Consider the following 15,420-nt stretch of genomic DNA (forward strand, 5'->3'; position numbering starts at 1 on the left):
ATGTTGCAACCTAAACGTACTAAATTCCGTAAGGTGCAAAAAGGCCGTAACACTGGCTTAGCGCACCGTGGTAGCTCAGTATCTTTCGGTACTATCGCTCTTAAATCAGTTGAACGTGGTCAAATGACTGCGCGTCAAATTGAAGCGGCACGTCGTACAATCAGCCGTCGTATTAAGCGTGGTGGTAAGATCTTTATCCGTGTATTCCCAGACAAACCAATTACTTCTAAGCCTCTTGAAGTGCGTATGGGTAAAGGTAAAGGTTCTGTGGAATATTGGGTTTGTCAAATCAAACCAGGTAAAGTCTTGTACGAAATTGATGGTGTGAACGAAGAATTGGCACGTGAAGCATTTACGCTTGCTGCTGCTAAACTTCCGTTTAAAACCACTATCGTGACTCGGACGGTAATGTAATGAAAACTAAAGATCTACGTGAAAAGTCGGTAGAAGAGTTGACAGCTTTGCTTGATGAGCAACAGCTTAACCAATTCCGTCTTCGTATGGCGAAAGCAACTGGTCAATTGGGTAAATCGCATGAAGTTGCGCTTACTCGTAAAACTATTGCACGCATCAAGACCCTCCTTACCGAAAAACAGGGGAACGGGCAATGAGTCAAAATACAGTCCGCACGTTAACTGGCAAAGTTGTAAGCGACAAAATGGAAAAATCTATTGTTGTCCTTATTGAACGCCAAGTTCAACACCCGTTGTATGGCAAATTGATTCGCCGTTCAACCAAATTACACGCTCATGATGAGAACAATACCGCCAAGATTGGTGATGTTGTAACCATCAAAGAAAGCCGCCCAATGTCTAAAACTAAGTCATGGACTTTAGTTGAAGTTGTTGAAGCTGCTGCTGAGTAATTAACGTTCTTGTTGCATCATCGGTCAATTTCGAGTACTCTTTGATCCTTTCGAAATTGTGACCGGTGATGCTCGGTTTTGGAGTAGGGCAATGATTCAAACCGAAACGATGCTTGACGTAGCTGACAACAGTGGTGCTCGCCGCGTACAATGTATTAAAGTACTAGGTGGTTCACATCGTCGTTATGCTTCTGTTGGCGACATTATTAAAGTTACTGTAAAAGAAGCTATTCCACGCGCACGTGTTAAAAAAGGTGACGTGATGAATGCTGTTGTTGTACGTACAAAGTTCGGTATTCGTCGTCCAGACGGTTCTGTGATCCGTTTTGATGATAACGCTGCTGTTATTTTGAATAACAACAAAGCACCGATTGCAACTCGTATTTTCGGACCAGTGACTCGTGAACTTCGTACTGAACAGTTCATGAAAATCATTTCATTGGCTCCTGAAGTTCTATAAGAGGCAATCATGGCTAAGATTAAAAAAGGCGATCAAGTAATTGTGATCGCAGGTAAAGAAAAAGGCAAACAGGGTACTGTTCTGTCAGTTTCTAATGACCGTGTTAAGGTCGAAGGTCTTAACTTGGTTAAGAAGCACCAGAAGCCAAACCGTGCTACGGGCGCTGAAGGCGGTATCGTAACGCAGGAAGCTTCGCTTCATATCTCAAACGTGGCAATTTTTAATGCTACAACCCAAAAGGCTGACCGTGTTGGTTACCAAACGATTGATGGCGTGAAAACTCGCGTTTATAAATCGAATGGTGAATCAGTGGCGGTGGCGAAGTAATAGGTTGAAATAGGCAATGGCCAGACTTAAAACACGTTACAACGACGAACTTAAGGCTCAATTACAAGAACAATTGGGCGTTAAGAATGTGATGGAGATCCCTCGCATCACTAAAATTACCATCAACATGGGTGTTGGTGCTGCAGCTGCTGACAAGAAATTGTTAGATGGCGCTCTTTCTGATATGCAAGCTATTGCTGGTCAAAAACCAGTTTTAACATTAGCTCGTAAATCAATCGCTGGTTTTAAAATCCGTGATGGTTGGCCGATTGGTTGTAAAGTTACTTTACGCGGCGAACGTATGTACGAATTCTTAGACCGTTTGATCTCTATCGCGATCCCTCGTATCCGTGACTTCCGTGGTTTCTCTTCGAAATCATTTGATGGTCGTGGTAACTACTCTATGGGTCTCAAGGAACAAATCATGTTCCCTGAAATCGATTTCGATAAGATTGATCAAATTCGTGGTATGGACATCACCATTACTACGACTGCTCGCACCGATGACGAAGGCCGTGCGCTTATGCGTGCATTCGGCTTCCCGTTCAAATAAGAGGTCGATATGGCTAAGAAAGGTATGATTAATCGCGAATTGAAACGCGAAGCTACTGTTGCTAAATACGCTGCAAAACGTGCTGAATTAAAAGCAACGATTGCAAACGTAAATGCAAGCGACGAAGAGCGTTTCGAAGCGATGATGAAATTACAAGCATTACCACGTAATGCGTCTCCAGTACGTCTTCGTAACCGTTGTGGTTTAACTGGTCGTCCTCATGGTTACTTCCGTAAGTTCGGTTTAAGCCGTAACAAATTACGTGACACAGTAATGCAAGGTGATGTACCGGGCGTTGTTAAGGCAAGCTGGTAAGGAGCACTATAAATGAGTATGCAAGATACCGTTGCCGACATGCTAACGCGTGTTCGTAACGCTCAAATGGCAAAGAAACAAACTGTTTCTATGCCTAATTCTAAGTTGAAGGTTGCTATTGCAAACGTACTTCAACAAGAAGGTTATATCGCAAATGTAGAAGTGGCTGACAACGAAGGCAAACCTACATTAACGATTACTTTAAAATACTATGAAGGCAAACCAGTTATCGAAACTGTGAAACGCGTAAGCCGTCCAGGTCTACGTCAGTATCGCGGTAAAGATGCACTTCCAAGCGTTAAGCAAGGTTTAGGTATTGCAATCGTTTCTACAAGCAAAGGCATCATGACTGATCGCGCTGCACGTGCTGCAGGTATCGGTGGTGAAGTTATTGCTTTTGTTTCTTAATAATAGGTGATTCCTCATGTCTCGTGTGGCTAAAGCCCCAGTAACTGTACCTAACGGTGTTACAGTTACTCAGAACGGCCGGCAGGTCGAAGTGAAAGGCAGCAAAGGTACATTGTCTTTCAACCTGCATGCGCTGGTCGAGCTAAAACAGGAAGACGGTATTTTAGCTATTGCTCCTAAAGCTGAGTCGAAAGACGCTTGGATGCAAGCTGGTACTGCTCGCGCTGTGCTTAACAATCTTGTAAAAGGTGTGAGCGAAGGCTTCGAACGTAAGTTACAATTGATTGGTGTTGGTTATAAAGCTGCGGTAAAAGGTAATGTTGTTAACCTTAACCTTGGTTTTTCACACCCAATCGATTACACCCTTCCTGAAGGTGTAACTGCAGAAACTCCAACTGCAACTGAAATTATCCTTAAATCTGCTGACAAAGCAGCTTTAGGTCAAGTTGCTGCGGATATCCGTGGATACCGTCCACCAGAGCCATATAAAGGTAAAGGTGTTCGTTATTCGGATGAAGTTGTTCTTCGTAAAGAAGCTAAGAAGAAATAAGGCGCGAGGTTCTTATGAACGAAAAGAAACAATCCCGTTTGCGTCGTGCGAAAAGCACACGCTTGCACATCCGTGCATTGGGTGCGACTCGTTTGTGTGTAAACCGCACGCCGCGTCACATCTATGCTCAAGTTATTTCAGCAGATGGTGGCAAAGTTTTAGCGCAAGCTTCAACTTTAGATGCTACTTTACGTGCTGGTACAACTGGTAACGTTGAAGCAGCTCAAAAAGTAGGTGCTTTAATCGCAGAACGCGCGAAAGCAGCTGGCGTAACTAAAGTTGCGTTTGACCGTTCTGGTTTTAAATATCATGGTCGTATCAAAGCCTTGGCTGATGCTGCTCGTGAAAACGGCTTGGAGTTCTAATCATGGCTAAAGTTGAACAAAACGAAGGTCTTGTTGAAAAGCTGGTTGCCGTTGATCGCGTAGCCAAAGTTGTTAAAGGTGGTCGTATCTTCTCTTTCACAGCATTAACTGTTGTGGGTGATGGTAATGGTCGCGTAGGTTTTGGTCGTGGTAAAGCACGTGAAGTTCCAGCTGCTATTTCTAAAGCACTTGAAGCTGCACGTCGTAACATGATCACTATCGAATTGGCAGATGGTACTTTACAACACCCGATTCATGCGCGTCATGGTGCAAGCCGTGTTTACATGCAGCCAGCATCTGAAGGTACTGGTGTAATTGCGGGTGGTTCTATGCGTGCAGTTTTAGAAGCTGCAGGTGTACGTAACGTATTGACTAAATGCCGTGGTTCTACTAACGCTGCAAACGTAGTGAACGCAACTTTCAACGGTTTGCGTGACATGACAACTCCTGAAAAGGTTGCTGCGAAACGTGGTCTTTCAGTAGAACAAATTCAAGGGTAATCAATCATGAAAACGATTAAAGTTACCCAGACTAAATCTGCATCGCACCGCTTGAAAAATCACAAGCTTAGCCTTAAAGGTTTAGGTCTGCGTCGTATTGGTCATACTGTAGAAGTGCAAGATACGCCTTCTAACCGTGGTATGATCAACCAAGTCTACTATATGGTTAGTGTAGAGGAATAAGCCATGACTCTGCGTTTAAATGAACTTGCACCTGCAGAAGGTGCTAAGCGTGAAGCCCGTCGTTTAGGCCGTGGTATCGGTTCTGGCGTTGGTAAGACTGGTGGTCGTGGTATCAAAGGTCAAAACTCACGTAAGAGCGGTGGTACACGTCCTGGATTCGAAGGTGGTCAAACTGCGTTATATCGTCGTTTACCTAAATTCGGTTTCACTAGCCAAATCGCTTTGAAAACTGCTGAAGTACGTTTATCTGAGCTTGCTAAAGTGGAAGGCGACATCGTTAGCCTTGAAACTTTAAAAGCAGCGAACGTTGTACGTAAAGATATGGCTCGTGCTCGTATCGTACTTTCTGGTGAAATTACTCGCGCATTCACTATTCAAGGTGTTGCTGTGACTAAAGGCGCTAAAGCTGCTGTTGAAGCGGCTGGCGGTAAAGTCGAGGAGTAATCCCCAGTGTCTATGTCTCCTAGTTCTTCAGGTCATGTTCACATGATGAAAGGCCAACCATTTCACGTGAAATACCGTGAAATTATACGCCGAATGATGTTTCTCATTGGTGCGTTGTTGGTATTTCGACTAGGAGCGCATATTCCAGTACCAGGCATTAATAATGCCGCACTTGAACAATTGTTTAATGCAAACCAAGGTACAATCCTTGGTTTGTTTAACATGTTTTCGGGTGGTGCATTAGAGCGGATGTCGATTCTTGCTTTAGGGATCATGCCATACATTTCTGCTTCGATTATCGTACAGTTGATGTCTACCGTGGTTCCTTCGCTTGAAGCTTTGAAAAAAGAAGGCGAGCAAGGCAAACGCAAAATTAATCAATATACGCGCCAAGGCACATTGTTTCTTGCACTTGTGCAAGCGATTGGGATGTGTGCAGGTCTGATTGGTCAAGGTATTACCTTAACGTCAGGTCTGGCTTTTTACGTTCCAGCTGTTACCTCTTTGGTTGCAGGCACAATGTTCCTAATGTGGTTGGGTGAACAAATTACCGAACGCGGAGTGGGTAATGGTATTTCCATGATCATTTTCGCAGGTATTGTTGCAGGCTTGCCTAATTTAATTATGCAATCCTTCACATCTATTGATAGTGGCCAGTCAAGCCTGATTGGTTTGGCAATTTTTGGTTTATTGTCTTTGGGTGTACTTGCAGCAATTGTGTTTATTGAGAAGGCGCAGCGTCGTATTCCAGTAAACTATGCCCAAAAACAACAAGGTCGTCGTGTATTTACTGCTCAGCAAACGCATTTGCCATTAAAAATTAATATGGCAGGTGTGATTCCAGCAATTTTTGCCAGTTCATTGCTTTTGTTCCCAGCGAGCTTAGGTCAATGGGTCGGCAGTGCGGACCCTAATGCTGGATTAATCAAGCGTAGTCTACAAGACTTGGCATTGGTATTGTCGCCTGGACAACCGTTGTATTTGGTGCTCTTTGGTGCGTTAATTATCTTTTTCTGTTACTTCTACACTGCGCTGGTTTTCAGCCCTAAAGAAGTTTCGGAAAACTTGAAACGCAGCGGAGCTTATGTGCCTGGTATTCGCCCAGGTGAGCAAACTGCTCGTTACTTAGATCATATTCTCAGTCGTTTGACCTTTATTGGCGCGATTTACATCACTGTAGTCTGCTTAATGCCGATGATTCTACAAAGCTCATTTGGAATTCCATTTAGCTTAGGTGGTACATCATTATTAATCGTTGTAGTGGTTGTGATGGACTTTATGGCTCAGCTTCAAGCACATCTCACCTCGCACCAGTACGATAATCAAACGTTAATGAGAAAAACGACTGCTCATCCTAAGGGATAAGCGCACTTAGAGGTTTCATCATGAAAGTACAAGCTTCTGTAAAGAAAATTTGTGGTAGCTGCAAAGTTATCCGTCGTAATGGGGTTATTCGCGTAATTTGCAGCGCAGAACCTCGTCATAAGCAGCGTCAAGGTTAATTTGATTAAGACCTGTTGATTTCAGTAGGCTAATTAGGTTATTATCCGCCCCTCAAGATTTTTGTGGGGCGGTTGATTATCTTAACTGCCTTTTTGGAGAAAATTGAATGGCTCGTATTGCCGGTGTAAACATTCCGGATAACAAGCACGCTGTTATCTCTCTCACTTATATCTTTGGTATTGGTCGCCACACTGCTAAGACTATCTTAGCTGCTGCTGGTATCGCACCAACAACAAAGATCCGTGAATTAGATGACGCTCAGCTTGATGCGATTCGTGCAGAAGTTGCTAAGGTTCCGACCGAAGGTGACTTACGTCGCGAAATTTCCATGAACATTAAACGTTTAATGGATTTAGGCTGCTACCGCGGTCTTCGTCATCGTCGCAGCTTGCCTGTCCGTGGTCAACGCACCAAAACTAACGCACGTACCCGTAAAGGTCCGCGCAAACCGATTAAGAAATAAGATTTCTGGAAGCTAAAAGATGGCTAAAGATACTCGCACACGCAAGAAGGTCACTCGTACCGTCTCTGAAGGTGTTGCACACATTCACGCTTCTTTTAATAACACCATTGTGACCATTACCGATCGTCAAGGTAATGCACTGGCTTGGGCTACCTCAGGTGGACAAGGCTTCCGTGGATCACGTAAATCAACTCCGTTCGCTGCTCAGGTAGCTGCTGAAGTTGCTGGTAAAGCTGCTTTAGATTACGGTTTGAAAAACTTGGACGTCCTTGTTAAAGGTCCTGGTCCAGGTCGTGAGTCTGCGGTTCGTGCATTAGGTGCAGTGGGTTATAAAATTAACAGCATTACCGATGTGACTCCAATCCCTCACAACGGTTGCCGTCCACCTAAAAAACGTCGCGTGTAAGGAGAAACATTCATGGCTCGTTATATTGGTCCAAAATGCAAACTCTCTCGCCGCGAAGGGACAGACCTGCAACTAAAATCTGGCGTTAAACCATTTGACGTCAAAACTAAAAAACACGCTAAAGCTCCTGGCCAACATGGCGGGGCTCGTGGTGGTAAGCAATCTGAGTACTCACTACAATTACGTGAAAAACAAAAAGTACGTCGTATGTACGGTGTTTTAGAGCGTCAATTTAGTAACTACTATAAAGAAGCTGCTCGTGTGAAAGGCGCAACAGGTGAGAACTTGTTGAAATTGCTCGAAAGCCGTCTTGATAACGTTGTTTATCGCATGGGTTTTGGTTCTACACGTGCAGAAGCTCGTCAGCTTGTATCTCACCGTAGCATTACTTTAAATGGTCGTCGTGTTAACATTGCGTCTATTCAAGTTAAAGCTGGTGATGTAATTGCAGTTCACGAAGGTGCAAAACAACAATTACGTATTAAAAACGCAATTGAATTGGCTGCTCAACGTGGTATCCCTTCATGGATGGAAGTTGACCATTCTAAATTTGAAGGTACGTTTAAAGCTGCACCAGATCGTTCTGATTTACCTGCTGAAATCAACGAAAGCTTGATTGTAGAATTGTATTCTAAATAATCCTTGAGGTAGCAATAATGACGCGTACTGCAAATGAGTTTCTTACTCCGCAAGCGATCAAGGTCGAAGCGGCAAGCGGGACCTCGGCAAAAGTTATTCTAGAACCATTAGAGCGTGGCTTTGGTCATACTCTTGGTAATGCTTTACGTCGCATCCTTCTTTCTTCTTTACCTGGCGCAGCTGTGGTAGAAGTTGAAATTGAAGGTGTCGAGCACGAGTACAGTACTTTGGAAGGCTTGCAGCAGGACATCGTCGAGCTCTTGCTGAACCTGAAAGGATTGTCTATTAAGCTGTTCGATCAAAATGAAGCTTATTTGACATTGGAAAAACAAGGTCCAGGCGATGTAACTGCTGCAGACCTTCGTTTACCGCATAATGTTGAAGTGGTTAACCCTGAACACTTGATCGGCACTTTAAGTGCTACAGGCAATTTAAAAATGCGCCTGAAAGTTGCTCAAGGTCGTGGTTATGAAACATCTGACTCACGTTTCCCAGAAGGCGAAACTCGCCCTGTAGGTCGTTTGCAGTTAGATGCTTCTTATAGCCCAATTAAACGTGTGTCTTACATCGTAGAAAATGCGCGTGTAGAACAACGTACTGACCTTGACAAGTTGATCATTGATCTTGAAACCAATGGTACAGTTGATCCAGAAGAAGCAATCCGCAAAGCGGCAACAATCTTGCAACAACAAATTGCAATTTTTGTTGATCTTCAGAAAGATCAAGCTCCTGTTGCTCAAGAGCCTCGTGAAGAAGTTGACCCAATCTTGCTTCGTCCAGTAGATGATCTAGAGCTTACTGTTCGTTCTGCTAACTGTTTGAAAGCAGAAAATATTTACTACATTGGTGATCTTGTACAGCGTACTGAAGTTGAGCTACTTAAAACGCCTAACTTGGGTAAAAAATCGCTTACAGAGATCAAAGATGTTCTGGCTTCTAAAGGCTTACAGCTCGGCATGCGTTTAGAGAACTGGCCACCGGCTAGTCTCCGTATGGACGATCGTTTCGCCTATCGTAGCCGTTAATTAAGTAGGACTATCACCATGCGTCATCGTAATAGTGGTGTGAAATTAGGCCGTACAAGCAGCCATCGCAAAGCGATGTTCCAAAACTTGGCTAATTCTTTGTTCGAACACGAGTTAATCAAAACAACTGTTCCTAAAGCAAAAGAATTACGTCGTGTTGCTGAGCCTTTAATCACTTTAGCTAAAAACGATACAGTAGCAAACCGTCGTTTAGCGTTTGCTCGTACTCGTTCAGCAGCAACTGTTGGTAAATTATTTACCGTTCTTGGCCCTCGTTACAAAGAGCGTAACGGCGGTTATCTACGTGTTCTTAAAGCGGGCTTCCGTGCGGGTGATGCTGCACCGATGGCTTACGTTGAGCTTGTAGATCGCGAAGTTAAATAATTTCGCCAAGAATAACGCACGTTGTTCAGAAAAAGACCGGTTTTACCGGTCTTTTTTTATGAAAAAAATAAGTTGATCTCAAAAATGATCAAATTGTCCCGAATTGATATAAATTTTAGTAACTTTTGCTAAACTTGACATTGTGTATTGTCAAATTTATGCTTTAATAAAAAACATCATTCAAGCTGGACAATAAAACATGGATAAGCAGGTTGATATATTAATTATTGGGGCAGGGATTTCGGGCATTGGTGTAGCAGCACATTTAAGTCAAAACTGCCCACAGCGTTCTTTTGAAATTATTGAGCGTCGTCAAAGTTTTGGTGGCACTTGGGATTTATTCCAATATCCGGGCATTCGTTCAGATTCGGATATGTCGACCTTTGGTTATAATTTTAAGCCTTGGAAGAAAACCAATGTACTAGCCGATGGCGCATCTATCAAAGGTTATTTAGCAGAAGTCATTCAAGAAAAAGCCTTACATTCAAAAATTCATTTTCAGCATCGTGTACTATCTGCCAATTATGATTCTCAAACACGTAAGTGGACGTTACGCATAGAAAATGCAGCACAACAGATTGAAACTTGGGTGGCTAATTTTGTTTTAGGCTGCACAGGCTATTACAATTACGATCAAGGTTTTCAGCCTGACTTTCCGAATCAGCAGGCGTTTAAAGGCACATTTATCCACCCTCAGCATTGGCCTGAAAATTTAGATTATCGTGGTAAAAAGGTGTTAATTATTGGCAGTGGTGCAACTGCGATTACCTTAGTCCCTGCCATGTCGAAAGGTGGTGCAGCGCATGTCACCATGCTGCAACGCTCACCGACATATATTGCTTCAGTGCCTGCAATGGATTTTGTTTATCAGCAAATGCGTAAAGTTTTGCCTGAAGATGTTGCTTACAAAATCACGCGCGCACGTAATATTGGCATGCAACGCGCCATTTATGCTTTAGCACAAAAACAGCCGAAATTACTGCGGACTTTGTTGCTGAAATCTATCCAAATGCAGCTCAAGGGCAAGGTAGATATGAAGCATTTCACGCCACATTATAATCCGTGGGATCAGCGTTTATGTGTTGTGCCTGATGGTGATTTATTTAAGATTTTACGCGAAGGGCATGCCTCGATTGAAACCAATCAAATTGCAAGTTTTACTGAAACAGGTGTGCAATTAAAATCGGGTAAACATTTGGATGCCGATATTATTGTGTCTGCGACAGGTTTGAATATTCAGATTCTAGGCGGTATTCAAGCCACAATTGATGGTGTGCCTTTAGACACCTCGAAGCACATGCTATATCAAGGTGTGATGATCAGCGATGTACCGAATATGGCGATGATTATTGGCTATATTAATGCCTCTTGGACGCTTAAAGTGGATGTGGCTGCGGATTATATTTGTCGTTTGCTCAATTATATGGATCGACAAGGTTATGACGAGGTAATTCCTCAAGGTGACCAAACAGAGTTATTGGAAGATACGGTGATGGGCAGTTTGAGTTCGGGCTATATCGCGCGTGCTGCTGATGTGATGCCAAAGCAAGGCAAACATGCGCCATGGCGAGTGACCAACAATTACTTAGAAGATCGCAAAACTTTAAAACAAGCAAGTTTTGAAGATGGTATTTTAAAATTCAAACAAGCTGTGCCTGCACAGCAGCGTAAACCTAAATTAGTGTCTTAAATCGTTGGGTGCAAAAATAATATGGCACAAGAAATTTAAAATTGCTTGCGCCATTTTTATGTTGAGGTGGAAATTTTATAAAGAACGTGAAATCAGCTCTTTCATAATTTCATTGGTGCCTGCATAAATACGATTGGCCCGATTGTCTAAGTAAGCACGTGCAATTGGATACTCAAGCATATAGCCATAACCACCATGCAGTTGTAGACATTCATCCACCACTTTGGAGTACATCTCTGAAATTTTATATTTGGCGGCCGCTGCAGCTTCAACACTGAGCTGATCTTGAAGTTGTAACTGCATACATTGATCTAAAAAAGCACGACAGAAATCAATTTCGGTGCGTAATTCTGCCAGTTTAAAGCGCGTATTTTGAAAGCTATGAATACTTTTGCCAAAGGCTTGACGTTGCTGAGTATATTGCAGTGTATGTGCAAAAGCAGCTTCTGCACCTGCTTGGCAAATAATCGCGACAATTAAGCGTTCCCAAGCCAGTTCTTTCATCAGCATGATAAAGCCCATGCCTTCTGCACCCAATAAATTGCTGCGAGGCACGCGGACATTATCAAAAAATAATTCGCAAGTGTCCTGACCTTTCATACCAATTTTATTCAGTGGTTTGCCTTTGCTAAATCCCGCACGGTCTGCTTCTACCAATATTAAAGACAGATTGGCTGAACCTTTGTCTGTGTTCGCTGTTTTACATACCACAATCGCCATGTCGCACAAATAGCCGTTGGTAATAAAAATTTTAGAACCATTAATCACGTATTCATCGCCATCCAATACCGCAGAGGTACGCACAGCTTGTAAGTCTGAACCTGTACCGGGTTCGGTCATGGCAATCGCGGTTATCACTTCGCCTGTGGCCATGCGGGGTAACCAGTGTTGTTTTTGTTCAGTTGTGCCAAAGTTATTAATGTAATTGGCGACAATATCTGAATGCAGTGAAAAACCGGTAGCACTGTCACCTGCATAGGCTTGTTCTTCAATCAAAATCATGCTGTATAAGCGGTCTACCCCTGAACCTGCATATTCTTCAGGCATGGTGCTACACAGCAAACCCAAAGCACCTGCTTTACGCCATAGCTCACGATCTACATGCTGCTGCGCTTCAAACTTTTCAGTATGGGGGATGACTTCCTGCAAATAGAATTTTCGTACCAAATCACGAAAACTATCGTGTTCAGCGCTGAATAAGGTGCGCGGTAACATATTGGCAATGGGGCGAATTGCGGCAGATTGCATGGTTTTATCTTCCTGATGTTGTTATTTTGAATTCACCTTAGAAGAATTTATAGGGGGCAACAAGGTGCAAAAGTTTCAATTGCAAATGAAAGATGATGCTTTTGGTCAATGCTGCATAAAAGTCATCGAAACTTTAAAAGGGGTCGGTTAAACTAGCCTGAGTTTAATTTTAATGGGGAAACCGCATGAGTGATGACATCAGCTTAGAAGAACGCAAAGTGATTTACCGTGCCCGTCGTGGTTTAAAGGAAATTGATGTCTATTTTGACCCGTATGTGAAAAATCATTATTTGACTGCCAGTGCGGAAGAAAAACAAATGTTTGCCGATTTGGTTGAGCAGGAAGACCCAGATTTATTGGATTGGTTTATGGAAGTGTCTGAGCCACCACGTCCTGAGTTGAAAGATTTTATCCGTAAACTAAAGCATTATGTGCATGGCTAAGCAGCAGTTTCAGCTGAAACCTAGTGTCATCGCAATAGTGTTTCAGCTGATGATCGCTCTACTCATCGTTTGGCTTTTACTACAAGTGTTAAAGCCATGGCTTAGCGTTGTATGTATTGTCATTATGGGCTGGACATATTTTAAATTTGTTCGTGCAAACCGAATTGTTGGTTTAGATCAATTAGATGACCGTGAATGGTCAATTTCCTATCTCGCGCCTCGTGTAGTATCACAACAGATTAAAAGCACAGCTCGCCAAATTGAAATTCAGCGTGTGCAACTGCGTCAAGTGATAGATCATCAAATTTATATCGTCATGGAATTTCAGCAAGCCTTTAAACCTCTGGTGATTTGGTGTGATCAGGTTTCCAAGGCGGAATGGAAGGCTCTAAAAGTATTGGCGAAAATGCTCTAATTTACAGACAGCTGTATATTTTTATAATAATAAAAAACTATAAGTATCATAAAGATAAAGTTATCATCTATTTTTCGTGTCCTGATCAGTCATTTTATATTGGCATAAAAGATTACACATATCCCTATTTTCAGTTATATTCATTCCAGACAAGTGTAGATCAATACAAATCAGATTCCTGAAATGTGCAGATTTAAATTTAGTCGAAAGATTTTTTAAGATAAGCCCGAATTGGGCATCAGTTAATAAGTAGCATGTGCTGAACCGTCGCAATGCTACTTTTTTTTGCCTAAATTTTGTCGGATGACAGATTTCAGTCAATTTTAGTCACTTTAAAACATGGCAAAGTTATCCATCTGAAGCAGCAAGTAGACGCTTTTATTCAGATATTGCTTCTGCTATGTTTGTTGCAATGGACATAAACACAATTATAGAGGACAGGAAAATGTCGCAAGTCCAAAAAATAGGCCAGGGTGTGGCCGTATTTGCAATCACAAGTTTATTATTATCAGGTTGTTCACAAGTGATCAAAACAGGTGCCAATGTCGCACTTGGATTTACTGAAAAACATCTTGTGCCGCCAATTTTAGCGATGGAAGATGCTGAAATGGTGTGTAATTCTGGTAATTCCTTAACCCCTGCCATTATGGCGACTAAAGATATGGGCGCAGACCCAACCCGTGTTGCGGTACTAATGTATTCGGCTGCGGGTATTTGTGCCGAAGAAAAAGCTTTGGATGCTGAATTGCGTTATTTACGTGCAGCAAAAGCAGGGCAAGTGGGCGAAGCGCAAGATGCGCGGATTCAGCAAAAACGTTGGGCGGCTTTGGCGGCACAGCGCCAATACACAGGCTATCAATTGTTTCAGCATCGTTGGGAAAAGAAATATCGGAAACCTTTGGGCGAAGGTTGTCCAAAAATGAACAGTGATATTGATCAAACTGTGTATATGTTGGGGATGTTGAGTGGCTTGCAAGCCATGACCAATGATATTAATTCAGGCGGGGCAGTGCATGTGCCTAAAGATATTGCCGCGATTGTTGAACGTGGTATGACCTGTTTAAACAATGAAAAATTCTGGGGCGCACCAGAGGCTACACGTGCCGTAATTTGGACTTTGCTTCCAGGTGCGGGAGATGGCAAACCTGATCCGTATCAAACCTTAAAGCAGTCGATGCAAATTGGTGAAAATAAAGGGGTGCGTTTATCACACGCTTTATATGCGGTTGCTGCCCAAGCCAGTGGTGAAGATGCCAAAATCCGCGATGCACTCAAAGCCTTTTCTAATGCACGCAGTGACGAAAAACCTGTAAATCCACAATTTAAATTGATTGATGCCATGGCAGGAAGCATGGTACAAGGAATTTCAGACCGTTACTGGACTGAACATACAGGTGTGCGTACTGGTGATCAGCAACGTTTCTGGGATGAACAAGATGATTCATCTGAATTAGATGATTTATTTAATGAGGATACGGCAGCTCAATTGTAAAAATATCAAGATTGCCCAATTCAATATAGACAAGAAGTTTTAGGATTGGGCAATCCGTTTGCCGAAGCACATAACAAGAATAATTTGGAGGATGCAAGCGCCTATGCAATATTCATCTCAATTTCTCAGTCGAAAAATTGTGTTTATTGCGGCATGTATGTCGGTTTCGGCATGTTTGCAGATTTTTGCAGAGCATTTTATTTATTGGTCTACACATTTATTGGATGAATTTTGGCGCTTATGGACAGGGCATTGGGTGCATGTGGGCTGGATTCATTATTTACTCAATATGATCGCGTTTGCCTGTTTACCTTTTATTTTTCCGCATGCCAAAGTATGGCACTTTGTGGCGCTTTTGTTGGTACTACCGCCAGCGATTAGTCTGAGTTTCTATTACTTCCTTGCCGATATTGATGCCTATGCAGGACTTTCTGGGGTGTTGCATGGTGCTTATGTGGCGGTGGCATGTGTGCATTTGCTTTATAAAAAAGAACGTGGCTTTGCCACATTGGTCTTGCTGCTTATTTTATCTAAACTGATTTGGGAAAATACCGTGGGCAGTTTGGGTACAGCAGAATTAATCGGGAGTCCTGTATTAGTTGAGGCACATTTATTGGGGGTGATTTGGGGAGTAATTTTTGCACTGGCTTATATTATTTGGGCCTATTGCATTGATCCGCATTAAAATTACATCAAAATGATGGCAAAAAGGGCTCACATAAAATCTCACAATTGACCATTT

The 15,420-nt window shown here is 42.7% G+C and carries 26 protein-coding genes; 25 read left to right on the top strand and 1 reads right to left on the bottom strand.

Going from position 1 to position 15,420, the window contains the following annotated elements:
* From rplP to HYG89_RS07285, 21 genes are all read left to right on the top strand, one after another.
* A complete protein-coding gene (rplP, locus tag HYG89_RS07185; RefSeq protein WP_004691317.1) occupies positions 1-414 on the top strand; it encodes a 50S ribosomal protein L16 in 414 nt (137 codons plus the stop codon).
* Positions 414-611 carry a 50S ribosomal protein L29 gene (gene rpmC, locus HYG89_RS07190; protein WP_004650482.1) on the top strand — a complete coding sequence of 66 codons (198 nt, stop codon included), beginning with the start codon at positions 414-416 and terminating at the stop codon, positions 609-611. Before rplP ends, rpmC begins: the two co-directional genes overlap by 1 nt.
* A complete protein-coding gene (rpsQ, locus tag HYG89_RS07195; protein ID WP_004974714.1) occupies positions 608-865 on the top strand; it encodes a 30S ribosomal protein S17 in 258 nt (85 codons plus the stop codon). The genes rpmC and rpsQ overlap by 4 nt, the downstream gene beginning before the upstream one ends.
* Before the next feature lie 91 nt (positions 866-956).
* On the top strand, positions 957-1,325 hold the full coding sequence (rplN, locus tag HYG89_RS07200; RefSeq protein ID WP_001982634.1) for a 50S ribosomal protein L14: 369 nt from the start codon (positions 957-959) through the stop codon (positions 1,323-1,325).
* 9 nt (positions 1,326-1,334) lie between these two features.
* Entirely contained in the window at positions 1,335-1,652 is a 318-nt protein-coding gene (rplX, locus tag HYG89_RS07205; RefSeq protein WP_004974717.1) for a 50S ribosomal protein L24, read from the top strand.
* Positions 1,653-1,668: 16 nt separating this feature from the next.
* Positions 1,669-2,205, top strand: a complete 537-nt coding sequence (rplE, locus tag HYG89_RS07210; RefSeq protein WP_004974719.1) for a 50S ribosomal protein L5 — start codon at positions 1,669-1,671, stop codon at positions 2,203-2,205.
* Positions 2,206-2,214: 9 nt separating this feature from the next.
* A complete protein-coding gene (rpsN, locus tag HYG89_RS07215; RefSeq protein ID WP_004825185.1) occupies positions 2,215-2,520 on the top strand; it encodes a 30S ribosomal protein S14 in 306 nt (101 codons plus the stop codon).
* Positions 2,521-2,532: 12 nt separating this feature from the next.
* The gene (rpsH, locus tag HYG89_RS07220) at positions 2,533-2,928 is read left to right on the top strand and encodes a 30S ribosomal protein S8 (protein WP_004974720.1); all 396 of its coding nucleotides are present in this window, start codon (positions 2,533-2,535) and stop codon (positions 2,926-2,928) included.
* 16 nt (positions 2,929-2,944) lie between these two features.
* Positions 2,945-3,478: a 50S ribosomal protein L6 gene (rplF, locus tag HYG89_RS07225; RefSeq protein ID WP_004974722.1), complete on the top strand. Its 534-nt coding sequence runs from the start codon at positions 2,945-2,947 to the stop codon at positions 3,476-3,478.
* Positions 3,479-3,492: 14 nt separating this feature from the next.
* The gene (gene rplR / locus HYG89_RS07230; RefSeq protein WP_004281497.1) at positions 3,493-3,843 is read left to right on the top strand and encodes a 50S ribosomal protein L18; all 351 of its coding nucleotides are present in this window, start codon (positions 3,493-3,495) and stop codon (positions 3,841-3,843) included.
* A gap of 2 nt (positions 3,844-3,845) precedes the next feature.
* Positions 3,846-4,343 carry a 30S ribosomal protein S5 gene (gene rpsE / locus HYG89_RS07235; protein ID WP_004974725.1) on the top strand — a complete coding sequence of 166 codons (498 nt, stop codon included), beginning with the start codon at positions 3,846-3,848 and terminating at the stop codon, positions 4,341-4,343.
* A 6-nt stretch (positions 4,344-4,349) separates the two neighbouring features.
* Positions 4,350-4,526, top strand: coding sequence for a 50S ribosomal protein L30 (gene rpmD / locus HYG89_RS07240; protein WP_004786899.1), 177 nt, complete (start codon positions 4,350-4,352; stop codon positions 4,524-4,526).
* A 3-nt stretch (positions 4,527-4,529) separates the two neighbouring features.
* A complete protein-coding gene (gene rplO, locus HYG89_RS07245; protein WP_004974728.1) occupies positions 4,530-4,970 on the top strand; it encodes a 50S ribosomal protein L15 in 441 nt (146 codons plus the stop codon).
* Positions 4,971-5,015: 45 nt separating this feature from the next.
* Positions 5,016-6,335 carry a preprotein translocase subunit SecY gene (gene secY / locus HYG89_RS07250; protein WP_171257418.1) on the top strand — a complete coding sequence of 440 codons (1,320 nt, stop codon included), beginning with the start codon at positions 5,016-5,018 and terminating at the stop codon, positions 6,333-6,335.
* 20 nt (positions 6,336-6,355) lie between these two features.
* Positions 6,356-6,472 (top strand): 50S ribosomal protein L36, encoded by a 117-nt coding sequence (rpmJ, locus tag HYG89_RS07255; RefSeq protein ID WP_000867907.1) that lies wholly within the window; start codon positions 6,356-6,358, stop codon positions 6,470-6,472.
* Positions 6,473-6,579: 107 nt separating this feature from the next.
* Positions 6,580-6,936: a 30S ribosomal protein S13 gene (gene rpsM, locus HYG89_RS07260; RefSeq protein WP_004974734.1), complete on the top strand. Its 357-nt coding sequence runs from the start codon at positions 6,580-6,582 to the stop codon at positions 6,934-6,936.
* Between the two features lie 19 nt (positions 6,937-6,955).
* Entirely contained in the window at positions 6,956-7,342 is a 387-nt protein-coding gene (rpsK, locus tag HYG89_RS07265) for a 30S ribosomal protein S11 (protein ID WP_001040166.1), read from the top strand.
* Between the two features lie 12 nt (positions 7,343-7,354).
* Positions 7,355-7,981, top strand: coding sequence for a 30S ribosomal protein S4 (gene rpsD / locus HYG89_RS07270; RefSeq protein WP_004974744.1), 627 nt, complete (start codon positions 7,355-7,357; stop codon positions 7,979-7,981).
* 17 nt (positions 7,982-7,998) lie between these two features.
* Entirely contained in the window at positions 7,999-9,006 is a 1,008-nt protein-coding gene (gene rpoA / locus HYG89_RS07275) for a DNA-directed RNA polymerase subunit alpha (protein ID WP_004974745.1), read from the top strand.
* An 18-nt stretch (positions 9,007-9,024) separates the two neighbouring features.
* On the top strand, positions 9,025-9,390 hold the full coding sequence (gene rplQ, locus HYG89_RS07280; RefSeq protein ID WP_004974746.1) for a 50S ribosomal protein L17: 366 nt from the start codon (positions 9,025-9,027) through the stop codon (positions 9,388-9,390).
* Between the two features lie 199 nt (positions 9,391-9,589).
* The gene (locus HYG89_RS07285) at positions 9,590-11,080 is read left to right on the top strand and encodes an NAD(P)/FAD-dependent oxidoreductase (protein WP_178866866.1); all 1,491 of its coding nucleotides are present in this window, start codon (positions 9,590-9,592) and stop codon (positions 11,078-11,080) included.
* A 75-nt stretch (positions 11,081-11,155) separates the two neighbouring features.
* Here the strand turns inward: HYG89_RS07285 and HYG89_RS07290 are convergent, their stop codons facing one another.
* Positions 11,156-12,328 (bottom strand): acyl-CoA dehydrogenase family protein, encoded by a 1,173-nt coding sequence (locus HYG89_RS07290; RefSeq protein WP_178866868.1) that lies wholly within the window; start codon positions 12,326-12,328, stop codon positions 11,156-11,158.
* A gap of 185 nt (positions 12,329-12,513) precedes the next feature.
* On the opposite strand from HYG89_RS07290, the gene HYG89_RS07295 reads away from it, so the two are divergent.
* The 4 genes from HYG89_RS07295 (at position 12,514) to rrtA (ending at position 15,363) form a co-directional block, all read left to right on the top strand.
* Positions 12,514-12,771, top strand: a complete 258-nt coding sequence (locus HYG89_RS07295; protein WP_004974752.1) for a succinate dehydrogenase assembly factor 2 — start codon at positions 12,514-12,516, stop codon at positions 12,769-12,771.
* Positions 12,764-13,186 carry a protein YgfX gene (locus HYG89_RS07300; RefSeq protein ID WP_096901367.1) on the top strand — a complete coding sequence of 141 codons (423 nt, stop codon included), beginning with the start codon at positions 12,764-12,766 and terminating at the stop codon, positions 13,184-13,186. Before HYG89_RS07295 ends, HYG89_RS07300 begins: the two co-directional genes overlap by 8 nt.
* A gap of 445 nt (positions 13,187-13,631) precedes the next feature.
* Complete coding sequence (locus tag HYG89_RS07305) at positions 13,632-14,678, top strand: hypothetical protein (RefSeq protein ID WP_178866870.1); 1,047 nt, start codon at positions 13,632-13,634, stop codon at positions 14,676-14,678.
* A gap of 103 nt (positions 14,679-14,781) precedes the next feature.
* A complete protein-coding gene (gene rrtA, locus HYG89_RS07310; RefSeq protein ID WP_104853260.1) occupies positions 14,782-15,363 on the top strand; it encodes a rhombosortase in 582 nt (193 codons plus the stop codon).
* The last annotated feature ends 57 nt before the right edge of the window (positions 15,364-15,420 follow it).

Origin of the sequence: Acinetobacter sp. SwsAc5, assembly GCF_013391485.1 — a bacterium.
GTDB lineage: Bacteria > Pseudomonadota > Gammaproteobacteria > Pseudomonadales > Moraxellaceae > Acinetobacter > Acinetobacter towneri.